At 61.6% G+C, this 13,496-nt stretch carries 6 protein-coding genes and 5 pseudogenes; 6 read left to right on the forward strand and 5 right to left on the reverse strand.

Annotation, left to right across the window (positions count from 1 at the left end):
- From EG244_RS19175 to EG244_RS21170, 4 genes and pseudogenes are all read left to right on the forward strand, one after another.
- Nucleotides 1–621 (forward strand): annotated as a pseudogene (locus EG244_RS19175) (IS5/IS1182 family transposase); the annotation flags it as partial.
- Between the two features lie 921 nt (nt 622–1,542).
- Nucleotides 1,543–6,651, forward strand: a complete 5,109-nt coding sequence (locus tag EG244_RS19180; protein ID WP_124966768.1) for a RecQ family ATP-dependent DNA helicase — start codon at nt 1,543–1,545, stop codon at nt 6,649–6,651.
- Nucleotides 6,652–7,018: 367 nt separating this feature from the next.
- Nucleotides 7,019–7,168: pseudogene (locus EG244_RS21665) on the forward strand (IS481 family transposase); the annotation flags it as partial.
- 38 nt (nt 7,169–7,206) lie between these two features.
- Nucleotides 7,207–7,860, forward strand: a pseudogene (locus tag EG244_RS21170) (transposase); the annotation flags it as partial.
- A 97-nt stretch (nt 7,861–7,957) separates the two neighbouring features.
- Here EG244_RS21170 and EG244_RS19190 read toward each other — a convergent pair.
- Nucleotides 7,958–8,287 (reverse strand): ribonuclease E inhibitor RraB, encoded by a 330-nt coding sequence (locus EG244_RS19190; RefSeq protein WP_124966769.1) that lies wholly within the window; start codon nt 8,285–8,287, stop codon nt 7,958–7,960.
- A gap of 619 nt (nt 8,288–8,906) precedes the next feature.
- On the opposite strand from EG244_RS19190, the gene EG244_RS19195 reads away from it, so the two are divergent.
- A complete protein-coding gene (locus EG244_RS19195) occupies nt 8,907–9,395 on the forward strand; it encodes a hypothetical protein (RefSeq protein WP_124966770.1) in 489 nt (162 codons plus the stop codon).
- 826 nt (nt 9,396–10,221) lie between these two features.
- Here the strand turns inward: EG244_RS19195 and EG244_RS21410 are convergent.
- From EG244_RS21410 to EG244_RS19210, 4 genes and pseudogenes are all read right to left on the reverse strand, one after another.
- Nucleotides 10,222–10,755, reverse strand: coding sequence for an oxidoreductase (locus EG244_RS21410; protein ID WP_325050404.1), 534 nt, complete (start codon nt 10,753–10,755; stop codon nt 10,222–10,224).
- A gap of 148 nt (nt 10,756–10,903) precedes the next feature.
- A pseudogene (locus EG244_RS21605) lies at nt 10,904–11,269 on the reverse strand (oxidoreductase); the annotation flags it as partial.
- A gap of 470 nt (nt 11,270–11,739) precedes the next feature.
- Nucleotides 11,740–11,985: a hypothetical protein gene (locus EG244_RS19205; RefSeq protein WP_124966771.1), complete on the reverse strand. Its 246-nt coding sequence runs from the start codon at nt 11,983–11,985 to the stop codon at nt 11,740–11,742.
- 682 nt (nt 11,986–12,667) lie between these two features.
- Nucleotides 12,668–12,895 carry a hypothetical protein gene (locus tag EG244_RS19210; protein WP_124966772.1) on the reverse strand — a complete coding sequence of 76 codons (228 nt, stop codon included), beginning with the start codon at nt 12,893–12,895 and terminating at the stop codon, nt 12,668–12,670.
- A gap of 455 nt (nt 12,896–13,350) precedes the next feature.
- Here EG244_RS19210 and EG244_RS19215 point away from each other — a divergent pair.
- A pseudogene (locus EG244_RS19215) lies at nt 13,351–13,496 on the forward strand (IS5/IS1182 family transposase); the annotation flags it as partial.

Genomic DNA, 13,496 nt, shown 5'->3' on the forward strand with positions numbered 1-13,496 from the left:
CCAGAGACGCTCCAACGCCACGCATGCGTCCTCCACGGATCCGGATGCGCGGCTTTACAAGAAGTCGTCCGGCACGGGGGCCATGCTCTGCTTCGTTGGTCACGCCTTGATGGAGAACCGTTCGGGCCTGATCGTGCAAGGCGAACTCACCCGGGCCGATGGTCATGCCGAACGGCGCGCTGCCCTCGACATGATCCATCGCCACTCACCCGGATCGACGCGTCGGCTGACGCTGGGGGCGGACAAGGCCTTCGACACAGCCGATTTCGTGGCCGATCTGCGAGCCGCCTGCGTCACCCCACATGTTGCGCAAAAATCGAGACATTCCGCGATCGACGGCCGCACGACCCGACACAAGGGCTACGCACTGTCGCTCAGGCACCGCAAACGGATCGATTTGCGTCGGAAAAACCAATCGCAGGGCATTTGATCCCCCGGATCAAATGCTGTCCCTGCTCATACCCGGATCGTTTTCTTATCCTCCTCACCTTTGGATGGGCCAGGACGGTCGGCGGTATGACCCAGACCCTCTATCGGGGTGTCGAGCGGGTGCGTGCGCGCTTCATCCTGACAATGGCAGCGAACAATCTCGCGAGACTGCCCAAACTGCTGGCCGCGTGAGGTTGGGAGACCCAGCCAGGCATGCATGTTGCCTGGCGAAGAATGCGCGGCGGAACAACAGGCACGTCTTGGTGGAGGAAAACGGTCCTGCAATCAGGACTATTTCAGCACCCTGCTAGAGGTCGTCTGCCGCCACGCAGCTTTGGTTTTGGTGGCGGATCGTGAGGGGTGCTGCATGATTTGCGCAGTCCCGGGCCGCCTTTTATGGGAGTGCCGGGATTTGGGCCTCAGTGCGCTGTGCAAGGGCAGCAACCGGGCCTTCTGGCGCCTCAGACGATCCATATCTGCCTTGATGTGCGGAGGGCAGTCGCAATCGCCACAAGCCGTCTCGCGATTGCAATGATCACGGTTTGATGGGCTTTCCCTTTATCGCGAAGTTGCTGGGCGGCCGCCTTCAAAGCAGGATTGTGCAGGGGGGCCGCGCGCAGCCTGAAACAGCGCCTGCCGCAAATCCCTTCGCTCTCCAGCGATCATATGGCGTCCTCTCAGGGCGCAGCCATGACGAAGCTGTCGCACAGGGCTTCCCTCCATTCCCAGGAAAGGAGCGCACCATCAACCGTGGGAGCAAACACCTGGGGCGAGCGGCTTCGAAGCCCTGATCCGGATGTCATGTCCGAAGGCGGATTGCGGCGAAGCTGAAATTTTTCAGGGCCTTTGGCGAAGGCATCGCCTCACGCGATCGCGAGCGCCAGACCGCAGGGGTCCTTCGCCGTCCCGCTCGGGCCAATGGCGTTCGACGGCTCATCCCCCGGCACCGCCGGGATAGAGCGCTCAAAAAGGGGAAAGCGGCCCCTCTGGCCCGCGGACCGCTTGGGCAACACTGCCCACCCGCGGTCGCAACCAAACTCAACCATTCGCTTTAAAAATCAGCTGATTGTGCTATCGATTTGAAAAGTTATGAAATAATAAGAATTATTGCTAATGCGAGACCCTGTCAGGACATTTCTGGAGCATTGCCTGTCCGTCGATCTGGAGGTTGATCCAAAGACGGCACGTATCTTCGCCTTTGCTGCCGTCACATCAGATCCGGATATTGATGCGCTGGTGATGCAGAAGGGCCACCTTGAAGAGGGCCTTGATGCGCTGGATAAGGCGCTGAGCACCAAAGATTTCCTGATCGGGCATAACATTCGCGGTCACGATCTTCCGCATCTGTCGGCGCATGGAAAGCGGTTTGCGCAGGCGGCTTCGGCCCATATTGATACGCTCTGGCTGAACCCGCTCGCGTTTCCGCGCAACCCTTACCACCATTTGGTGAAGCATTATCACGATGGTCGCCTGCAGGCAGGCCATGTGAATGATCCAGAGCTTGATGCGCGGCTGGTCTTTGATGTGCTCGACAATCAGCTGCATGCTTTTGCAACTATGGCTGAAAGCACGCCGGATGTTCTGGCGGTCTACCATTATCTCTGCACGCGCGATGAACTGGCGAAGGGCTATGACGCAGTGTTCTCGCTGTTGCGCAGTGGCCAGGCAGCCCCTGACACGGCGCAGGCGGGCCAGCTGGTGGCGGCTTTGCTGCAGGGCAATGCCTGCGGGGCGGGGGTCGAACGGCTGATTTCTGGTCTGGCACAGCCGCGCAAAGCCTGGGCTGTCGCTTATGCTTTGTCCTGGATCTCGGTCGCGGGTGGGGATTCCGTGATGCCGCCATGGGTGCGGGCCCGCTTTTCCGAGGCGGCGCAGATCGTGCGGGATCTGCGCGATACTCAATGTGATGACGATGCCTGCGCCTGGTGCCGCGCGCATAATGATCCGATCAAGGCGCTGTCGCGCTGGTTCGGCTTTGACAGCTATCGCGCCGAGCCGGTGGATGAGATGGGCCGCCCGCTGCAGGAACGCATCGTAGATGAGGGCATGCAGGGCGCGAGCCTTTTGGGTATCCTGCCCACGGGAACCGGTAAATCCGTTTGTTATCAGATCCCTGCGCTGTCGAAATTCGACAGGATCGGCGCGCTGAGCGTGGTGATCTCGCCGCTGGTCGCCCTGATGCAGGATCAGGTGCAGGGCATGGCGCGGGCAGGGATTGCCTCGGCGGTGACGATCAATGGCATGCTCTCGATGCCCGAGCGGCAGGATGCGCTGGACCGGGTGCGTCTGGGCGAGGCGGCGCTTTTGCTGATCTCGCCCGAGCAGCTGCGCAGCAGTTCGGTGCGATCGGTGTTAAAACAGCGTGAGGTCGGGCTTTGGGTGCTGGATGAGGCGCATTGCGTCTCGAAATGGGGCCATGATTTTCGGCCCGACTACCGCTATGTCTCGCGCTTCATTAAGGAATTCACGGGAGATGCCGAAGTCGCGCCGATCATCGCCCTGACTGCAACGGCCAAGCCGGAAGTTGTCCGCGATATCCGCGAGCATTTCCACGCCCGTCTGGGCCGCAGCCTCTTGCTGCTCGATGGCGGTGCCTCGCGGACCAACCTCAGCTATGAGGTGCGCGAGACGCAAAAGGCCACGAAGCTTGCCGATATTCTGGCGGTCATTCAGGAAAAACTGCCCACTGAGGGGCATTCCGGTGCGGTTGTTTACTGCTCGACCCGGGGGGAGACGGAACGGGTGGCCGAATTCCTGCAGCTGCAGGGCCTGACCGCCGGGCATTTCCACGCCGGCATGACGCCCGAGCAAAAGCGCGATGTCCAGGAGCGCTTCCGGGTGGGCGCGCTGCGGGTGATTGCCGCCACCAATGCCTTTGGCATGGGCATCGATAAGCCCGATATCCGGCTGGTGGTGCATGGCGATATCCCGGGCTCGCTGGAGAATTATCTGCAGGAAGCCGGTCGGGCAGGGCGCGACCGCGACCATGCCAATTGCGTGCTGCTGTTCAGCCCCGAAGATGTGGAGCGGCAGTTCAACCTCTCGGCCCGCTCGCGCCTCGCGCGTCATGAAATCGGGGCCATTCTGAGGGCGGTGCGCCGCCTTGATGAGCGCAGCAAAAAAACCGGCACGGTGGTGGCCACCTCGGGTGAGATCGTGCGGGCCGAACTGGATCAGGATTTCGGCCGCGACAGCGCCACCGATGATACGCGGGTGAAAACCGCTGTCTCCTGGCTGGAAGAAGCCACGCTGCTCAGCCGCGAAGAAAACAGGGTGCAGGTCTTCCCGTCCTCCCTGCGCATTCGGACCCTGGCCGAGGCCGGGCCTGTGCTGGACAAGGCCGCCATTACCGGCACGCGGCGCAGGCAGCTGATGAATGTGCTGCGGCATCTGATGAATGCGCCGCCGGATGTGGGGATCTCAACCGATGAGCTGACCTCCGTCTGCGGGCTTATGGGGGCGCAGCTGAACCGCGCCATGGCCGATCTTGAGGCGCTTGGCCTGGCGCAGAACGACATCGCGGTCACGGTTTTTGTCCATGTGGGGATCAGAGGCGCGTCGATTGCGAAGTTCAGAGAGGCGGCGGGTCTTGAGCAGGATCTGATTGCCCTGATGCGCGAAGCGGCCCCCGATGCCGAGACGGAAATGGCCCTGCCGCTGAACCTTCCCGAAGCCACGCAAAGATTGCGCGACAGGGGGCACATACATGTGCGTCCCGATCTGGTGCATAAACTCCTGCAGGGCATGGCGCGCGATGGCCGGGATATGGAGGGCGGCCGCGGCAATCTGCGCCTGCGCAAATTATCGATCAGCGCCATTGCGGTCACGCTGCAAAGGCCCTGGAGGGTGCTTGATAAGACCGCCGAGCTGCGCCGCCAGGCGGCGGAACTTCTGCTGACTGACCTGACTGGCAAGGTGCCGCGCGGCACCCATGGCAAGGATCTGCAGGTTGAGACCACTTTGGGCAATCTGCTGGCGGTGCTGAATGGCGATGCGCTTCTCAAGGGGCAGGTGAAAGACCTGACCAAGCTGCTCGACCGCGCGCTGTTGTGGCTGCACGAGCAGGAGGTGATGACGCTGGGCAAGGGGCTGACCGTCTTCCGCCCGGCAATGACCCTGCAGCTGCGCCCGGGCTCGGGCGGCTTTACCCGCGATCATTTTCAGCCTTTGGAAGAACATTACAGCGAACAGACCGTGCAGACCCATGTCATGGCCGCCTATGCCGAAAAGGGGCTGGCGGCGATCGACCAGGCACAGCGGCTCTCGGAGGATTACTTCGTTCTCGACAGAGACGCCTTCATGAAACGCTGGATGCCCGGTCGCGGCGCAGAGGTCCGCCGCCAGACCACCGGCACCTCCTGGCGCGCAATCGTCGACGGGCTGAACAATCCGGTGCAGCAAAAGATCGTCTCGGATGACCGTGAGGCGACCAATGTGCTGGTGCTGGCGGGACCAGGCTCGGGCAAAACCCGGGTGTTGGTACACCGCATCGCCTATCTGATCCGGGTAAAGCGCGAGGATCCGCGCGGCATTCTGGTGCTGACCTATAACCGCCACGCGGCGGCTGAAATCCGGGCGCGGCTGCGCCATCTGATCGGGGATGATGCCTTTGGCGTGGTCATCTCGACCTGCCACTCCATGGCGATGCGGCTGGTTGGCGTCAGCTTCACCAATGCGCCGACCGAGACCCGCGAATTTGATAAAATTGTCATGCAGGCGGTGAACCTGTTGAACGGTGAAGGCCTCGGCAAAGCCGAGGCCGAGGCCCAGCGGGATGTGCTGATTGAGGGCTATCGCTGGATCCTGGTTGATGAATATCAGGACATCGGCCCCGAGGAATATGCCCTGATCGCCGCCATCGCCGGGCGCTCGCTGGAGGATCCTGACCTGCGCCTCAGCCTTTTCGCGGTGGGGGATGACGATCAGAACATCTATGCCTTTGCCGGCGCTTCGATCCGCTATATCCGCCAGTTCGAAGAGGATTACCGCGCGAAGCCCGAGTTCCTCGTGGAAAACTATCGCTCCAGCCGCCATATCGTCACCAGCGCCAATGCGGTGATCGCGGGGGCGGCGGACCGGATGAAGCTGGGCCATGACATCTCCGTGAACCAGGCCCGGGCCAAAGACATGCCCGGCGCTGTCTGGGCGGCGCTGGATCCGGTGGCGCAGGGCAGGGTGCAGGTGCTGCGCGTACCGCCTGGTGCCATGTCCCAGGCCGTGGCCGCCGTAGATGAGTTGCAGCGGCTGTCACGCCTGGACCCCGATTGGAGCTGGACCGGCACCGCCATCATTTCGCGCGACTGGCGCAGCCTTGCGCCGGTGCGGGCCTATGCCGAAAGCCTTGGCATTCCGGTGACGATGGCCAATGAAAGTCTGCCCAGCCTCTGGCGCCTGCGCGAGACGCAAAACCTGATCGCGGGGCTGAAGGCCTCTGGCAGGCAGGTCTTTACGATTACCGATCTGATCGAGACCCTGAACGCTTTGCCCGGCAATCGCTGGACCGATCTTTTGGGCGAGGGCCTGGGCACTCTGGCGGCTGAGATCGGCGACAAAGGCATGCATCTGCCGGATGTGATCGAATGGATCGCGGAATGGACGCGGGATGCGCGCTCTGAGCCGCGCGGCCTGCTGCTGATGACGGCCCACCGTGCCAAGGGGCTTGAGTTCCGCGATGTGGTGATCCTCGACGGCGACTGGGCGAAACCCTCAAAAGATGAGGATGCCGACGGCCCCCGGCGGTTGTTCTATGTGGCGATGACGCGGGCCAAAAGCAGCCTTGCCATTCTGGCAACAGCTCCGCATCCGCTGGCACCCGCCGAAGGCGAAGCCTGCCTTTGGCGTGATGTTAAACCCGACTTAAGCCAGGTGCCTGAAACTTACCCGACCTATATCACGCCCGATATGAGGCTGGTGGATTTGTCCTGGGCAGGGCGGCTGCGTGAAGGCGCGCCAGAGCTGCGCGCCCTGGCGCAGGCCCGGGTTGGCGATCTGGTGACAGTGGCGCAGGACAGCGATCGCTGGGTTTTGCGTGATACGCAAAACCGAACACTGGCCCGCATGGCCAAAAGCTTTACACCGCCGCCGGGGAAAGTGCTGATACGTGCCGAAATTGGCGCGATCATCCGCTGGCGCAAAACGGATAATGAAGAAAGCTATCAGACCCATATCAGGCGCGATGAATGGGAAGCGGTTCTGCCGGATCTGCAGTTTGGGACCCCATAAAGGCGCAACAGAGATGAGCGGCCAAGGGTCTGAATGGACCTGTGGTTTTGAAATGGAGAGGGGCACAGCGACCAGCGCCGTGTGGGGCATCCACAGGGCAGAGCAGGTTTCAACTCTCCCGATTGATCAAAGGCATATGGGTGTTTGATCCCAGGGTTTGAGGGTGTGATCCTTTCGAGGGAATGAAAGGGTGCATTGGGGGGCAAATTCCTCATGGCAGCGCCACAACCACGCAGGCCGTCCGAGCTGCTATACTGAGGGCTTGCCCGCCATCGGCTCAACGGCAGGCTTGAGTGCGCGCAGAACTGAGCCGGGAACTCCGGAGTGAGGCGGATCAGAAAACGATCCTGGGAATCGTTTTCCCGGCGGTTGGCTTTGTCTCTTTGTCGACATTGACCGAACCCGCAGGTTTGCGGTGATCCAACTGCTCGAAAAAGCGGACCGAAAGACGGCATTGGAGTTCCTGGAACACCTCCTGAAGGCGGTGCCCTACAAGATCCACACCATCCCCACTGACTGAGCCATTGAGGTGCCATTGGTTCAAGCCCGATGGCGAAGGTGGAGCGGAGCGGCGAATGGCAGCGTCGCAACCATCGCGGTTCCAGACGCCGTGCTCGCCATGGTCCCTGGACCAGTGGCGAGCACGGCGCAGAATCCACATCGCGGTTGAAGAACAAACACTGGAGCTCCGTGCCGTCGGGGTCCCCTCCAGTGTCACCCGTGATGCACCGGGCCTGTCTGACCTGCTCAACCAGATCGCACCTCAGGAAAACATCGCCTGCGTGACAGCTGACGGTGCCTGTGACACCCGAGCCTGTCATGACGGCATCGCCGCCAGAGGTGCGGTGGCGGTCATACCGCCCCCGCAGGAACGCCCGTTTATGGAAGCCCATCACGGGCGGGGCAAAAACGCGCTGCGACGCCTTGCGCCCGCCCGGGCGTCTCGGCTGCGCTCTCTGGCGAAAATGGCGCGGGTCTCACCGCCGCAGCCGGGTGGAGGTATGAGGGGGATCAGAAAACAGTCCCGTGGACTGTTTTCCCGACGATGGGATGAACTGCCGCAAACAGCCCGGCCAGCGCCTCATGGCCAGAGTATTCGACCGACAGATCGCTGGGGTCCGGATCCGAGCTGCAGCTTCACGGTTCACGGCACCCCGACGACCATGCGTGTCGCAGAGGCCACGCGGGCTCAGGGGAGGTCTTGCCTAAGGCTGATTTGCGTAACAGCGCCCAAGGTCACGTGAAACAGCGGTCTCTGCGCGCGCCCGCAAACCACCGTCAGACTGCGCAGCGGCAAAGCGATGGGTCAGTCGAATCCGAATTCCCAGCCGTCGGGATGAAAGTCAAATTTGAACGCGATCTCTATGACTTTGCTCTCTTCGGCCCAGATCGCGTCGGGCGTGATCTGCAATTCGGACCGGGTGGTGACGATCAGCGTATCGCTTTCCTCATCGCGCTCAGTTTTATAGCCAAGCGCGCGCAGGGCTTTCTCACAAGGACCCCACTTAGCGTCCTCATCCTCGGCAAGCAGATAGAACTCCACGACCGAAGTCCGGGGCAAAGCTGTGCCGCGCTTCTTCAGTTCTGCAAAGGTTTCGAAGGTTTCGCGCCGCTGCGCCTCAAACTTTTGGCTCATTTGTCTCTTAATCCTGTTTACTGCCCCACCGGGGCTTGGCTCTGATCTAACGCGAACCCAAGGTCGCCGTCCACCAGTGGGCGTTTTTGCAGGATCCGTGCAGACATGATCTGCAGTCGATCCAATCGCCGATTTATGTAATCGTCGCTGTGCAGCACAGGGCACTCCAGGCCTGGTTCTCCAACCCCAATTTCACGCAAAAGCGGATACAGGCCAGCCGGTCGCCCGGCGAGAGGTTTCGTCTGAGGTGCCCCCCGAAAGCCGGACACGGACGTAAGCTCTGATTTGCTGTCTGTTGATCTTCACAACGAAGGAGATCGACGATGTTGCAACGCAAGCAGCAGGCCGCTGAGTTCAAGGCGAAGGTGGCGCTGAACACGCGAGGCGGTCGTGTCGGAGCTGGCGAGCCGGTTCGGCCTGCATCCGACGATGATCCACCAGGGAAAGCGCGCGCAGCCGGACGGCGCGTCCGATATCTTTGAGCGCGGCCGCCGCAAGGTGCCGGTCCTCAACGAGGAACATGCATGCCAGGATCGGAGATCGAAGCCAATGGCTGAGACGGTGGCCAACTCTTTTTTAGAAAGAGCGCTCAGGCCCTGATCGGGAAGTGAAGCGTGGCATGATCGAACGCGACCCTCCTGAGCAGTCACCCGGCCAACAGGGCGCGCGGCTGTCGATGCCGCGGTCGTCGTATTATGTCACGCCGCAGGGCGGGACGGAGCCGAATCTCGCGCTGAGGCGTCTGGTTGATGCGCAGCTCCTTGAGACGCCTTTCTTTGGCCTGCGCCAGATGCCGTGTCGCCTGCGCAACGAGGGCCATGCGGTGAACGAAAAGCGCGCCGGGCGGCCCATGTGCCTGATGCTGATCTGTCAGAAGCCCAATACCAGCAGGCCCGCGAAAGGGCATAAGACTATCCCCTGCCTGCTGCGCGGTCTGCGGGGGGAACGGCCAAACCAGGTCTGCTGCGCAGACATCACTCTCGCAGGCTCTCCCGAACCGATGGCCTTCGGCTGCCCGGCTGCCAATGCGTCGCGGGTGTCTTTATCTGGTGGCGATCATGGACTGGCACCGCCGGATGGCTCTGTCGTGGCGGATATCGAACATTGATCTGTGATCCTCCACGGGTTCGCGGGCCATGGCGAGGACATGCCGACTGCCTCACCTCGCGGCGCTGAGTGAGGCCCTCTGTCGGTTCGGACCACCGGATCTCATGAAGATGGAGCATGGTCGCGCCATCGGTTCGAGCGGCCATGCAACGTCAGGGATCTCAGTTCACATCCTTTGCCCGGACAGACCACCTGCGGCGGTCGGGCGGTCGCATCCTGATGGATGGCTGGGGCCGCTACCCGGACAGCATCTGTGGCGCAGCCCGACATCCGACTGCGCTGCCTGCATGCCCGGGAGGCCGGGTCACAGGCCCGCGCGGGTGTCAGGCAATGGATGAGGTCGCACTCACCGCCGTCCGCACAAAGCCCCTGCCGCCCGACCGCCGGCAGGGGTCTGCCCGCTGCAAATCGAAGCAACGCAACCCGATCCGCAGGCGCAAAAGAGGGCTTGAAAAACGCCGGATCCTGTCCAGGGAAGGGGGAGGGAACCTCAGTGGATGTCGTCCCTTTCGCCGCAGCGCAGGCCTTCGACATTGATGCCGGGTTGACGACACAAATCCTCAACCGAAGACGGCCCGTGGAATGCCGTCAGCGGCCCGAGGCAGGAACGGAGGGTTGCATCTTCAAACAGAGGCAGGCGTGGCGACAGAACCATGGTTCACCCTGAATTGCGCCTGACAATCCTGCATCCGGCAGGGTGATATATGCCCATTCTCTCATCACAAGCAGCATGCTGCAAAAAACAGGAACGACTTATCGTGTCGCCGCCACAGCCTTTTTGCCTTCCTGCCAGCGCCCGCAAGCGCTGGCAGCGGGGTTTGGATCCGTCACGTTCCAGCCAATGCGCGTAGGGCGCGGGCAGGGTGGCCCATGACGGGCGCTCGACTTTCAGCAGCCCGTGCTGCTTCATCGGTCCGATGCGGGCTGGCGAGATGGGCTTTGCCGATCATCACCACATCAGGCTTCGTGTTACGAACTGCCGCTTCAGCGACTTCCGGGGTGCCAAAGCCCCAGGCGCTGGCGAGCGGCCGGCGGGCTTTGTCACGGATGCGCTTTGCGATCGGTCCCACGAAGCCCTGGGGCTGCGCCTGCGGGGTCGGGAAGCTGAGACTGACGCTCATGAAATCAAGGCCATCTTCCATAATCTGATGGGTCAGGGTGAGGGCTTCCTCCATGTCCTCATCCATGGTGCCGTTGAACTGGGCCACGCCCAGTCTGGCCCGCGGGAATTTTTCCGGCCGGACCTGGCGCACCGACGCCAGAGTTTCGCGCAGGAAGCGGCTGCGGTTCTCGAAGCGGCCGCCGTAAGCGTCGGTCCGCGGGTTGGCGTCTTTGGAGAAAGCTCTGCGCCAGACAGCCATGGGCGAAATGCAGCTCAAGCCATTCAAAACCTGCGTCTGCGGGGCAGGTTGTTGCCGAAAGCGATGGCCCGGGGGGCGATAGTTTCCCCGTAACGCGGATCATCGGCGCCGATGTGATCATCGCCCTTCCAGGGCAGTTGGCGTTGGCCTTGCGGCCCGCATGGGCGGTCTGAATACCTGGCACAGCGCTATGAGCCTTGATGGCCTGGAGCATCCGCACAAAGCCCTGGGCCAGCTCATCGCTCCAGATACCGGGGTCGTTTGGCGTAATCCGGCCTTCCGGCACCACGGCCCTTGCCTCAACACTCACGAGGCCTGCACCACCACGCGCCTGTGAGGCCCGGTTCTGCAGATGCCAGTCGGCAACCTGACCGTCCGTGGTGCAATACCGGCACATCGGCGGCACCGCGATGCGTAACGGATTTAAGGGTAAAGGGTTCAAACAGAACAGACATCGGACTTCCTGTGGATGGGATAGTCCGGGTGTAGTCCAGAACCGACGGACAGCCACCACGCACAGGCTGCATTCAGGATCAGGGTAGGGTGCCTGCGCCGTGTTTCACATGCCAGATGCTCTCACACCGGTGATTAGCAGATTTGTGGTCGCAACCCGGCACCTCGCTGAGCATTGCAGGGGCGCGTCCGGTCGAAACGGCCGCTGAGTTCTCGGCCTGAGACTGGCAGATCCGGTCTGATCAGGGCACTGATTTTCAGGAGCCATCGGGCGCTGCGCCACTGCCGGAAGCACAGGCCATGATCCGCGAGTTGCACTCAAAAAGGCAGATCTTCCGGAAATTGACTGGCTGAGGCCCCGGCTCAGTCGGCTGTTCAGGTCGATGGTGGGCCGGGAAGGCTCAATATGTTTTCGGGCCTCTGATCCAGCAGCCGCAGCAGGCCGTCCATCGAACGTGTGATTACGATGTCACCGGCTTCGTATTTCTGGAAGGCCTTTGGGCCGCCACCCAGGATCTCACCAGCCAGAGGTTACGCCAGGGCCTTACCATTGAGGCGCCGCTTCATGCGAACCCGTTCGACCTCTTGCGCCGACGACAGCCCCTCATATTGGGCCTTCCGGCGGTTAAAGCTGCGCTCAGTTACCTTGTCGTCAGCAGGATCAAAGACATCGTCTTCATCTGCAGGATCCTCCGGATACCAGCCAGTGGCATGGATTACTTCGGGCTCCTCGCCATAAAAGGCACTGCAGGGACGCATATTCCGGCGAAGGATCACAGCTGTCTCCGGGTAGGGTATCCTTGCTGCCTTATCCAATGGGGCGAACCCTGCGTGAAATCGATTGCCACTGCCAACTTAATGGATTGGGCGACGAAGAGTCGTCATGGCTTCAATCGAAGCCGGGAACCAGTCCCAATATGGCACCACGATGGTGTAGATGCTGCGCCGCATGTCAACAGGGAGCGGCTCCTCAGTTACCAGGGTTTGGCTGTGGTATTTCAAGGCCATGGCTCTGGCTTGGCCCGAAAGGAACCGGCAGCGTCCACGTATTCGGTGAAGACATTTCCGCGTTCAATCCTGCCTGTGACCGCTGCCGAATTTCCTGCGCGTGCCAGCCGTGAAGGCGCTCATTCTCAGACCCTCAGCGCTGTGTTGTTCTGTGTGGCCAGGTGCAAAGACAGCACTTCGCGCCGGAAATCAGCCGCAGCTTCGACCAGGGCCGGCTTGCGGCCGCAGAGGCGGCACCACTGTAATGTCTCCAACGGTTACCCCCGGCACCCGCGCAAGCAGACAGCAGGCGGCCCGCCATTCGCAGCCTGCAAAAGGCAGCACATGCAAATCTATCCATCACCCTGGGACAGCGACAGAGCGGGACGCGTATGAGTTGCGATCCGCTGGTCCCGGTCCGGGTGCGGGGCAGAAGATTTTGACGGATGAGGGCAGGGCGCCTGCCCAGGCCTTATGACCTGCGGGCACTGAAGCCGCCCAACACCAGAGCCACGGCGATTGCCATGATGACCAGACAGACCAAACCCTCCGGATCAGGGAGGTGACGGAAATAGCGCCCCCACAGGGTCGACCGGCAGCCTGTCGTTCCCATGCCGCAACCGAAGCCGATGAGGTCAACAAAGCCCAAGGTGCCCAGTCCAGCAATGATCAGCCCGAAAATAATCAGAAGCATATTCATATGCTCTCCTTCCGAGGTCAGCATCGGGGCCAGAAGAAGACCCGCGCAAACAAAAGCTAAATGTGTGTGGAGGCCGCATGACAGGAGAATCTCATACGCGGGCCGGAGGATCCGTAAAGGCGAACCGATGACTTCACCGGGAGGAGCCGAACGCGCTTTCTAAACCATTGAACTTTATAAGCCCAAAAAAATCTCATCCGCAGGAACGGACGGCGATGGCCGGAGGACTGTCCAGCCGCAGGGCCCGTAAGCGATCCTCAAAACCACGCATCCCCTCGGACGAGCCGCTTGGACACCTCGGTCTGAAGCTGGATCGAGGCAAAGATGACCTCACAGGGTTCACTCGAAAGAGTGGCGTTCACCGGTTCGACCTTAACAGAGTGCTGAAACAGTCGGACCTGGACGCAGCTCGAGGAACATGGTTCACCCTTTGCAGACAAGGTGCCGGGGGGATCATGCGGGGGACTGACGAGACGAGCGGGTCGCTGTTCAGCTCTGTGGAGCTTGAAGCGCGGATCCCTGCGGCTATCCTTTGCGCAGGATCCGGCAGGTGGTGAATGCCGCACTGGTCAGTCTGGATGGAGCGTTTGCCGCGCTCTAT

Origin of the sequence: Falsigemmobacter faecalis, assembly GCF_003863335.1 — a bacterium.
In the GTDB taxonomy this organism is placed as follows: domain Bacteria; phylum Pseudomonadota; class Alphaproteobacteria; order Rhodobacterales; family Rhodobacteraceae; genus Wagnerdoeblera; species Wagnerdoeblera faecalis.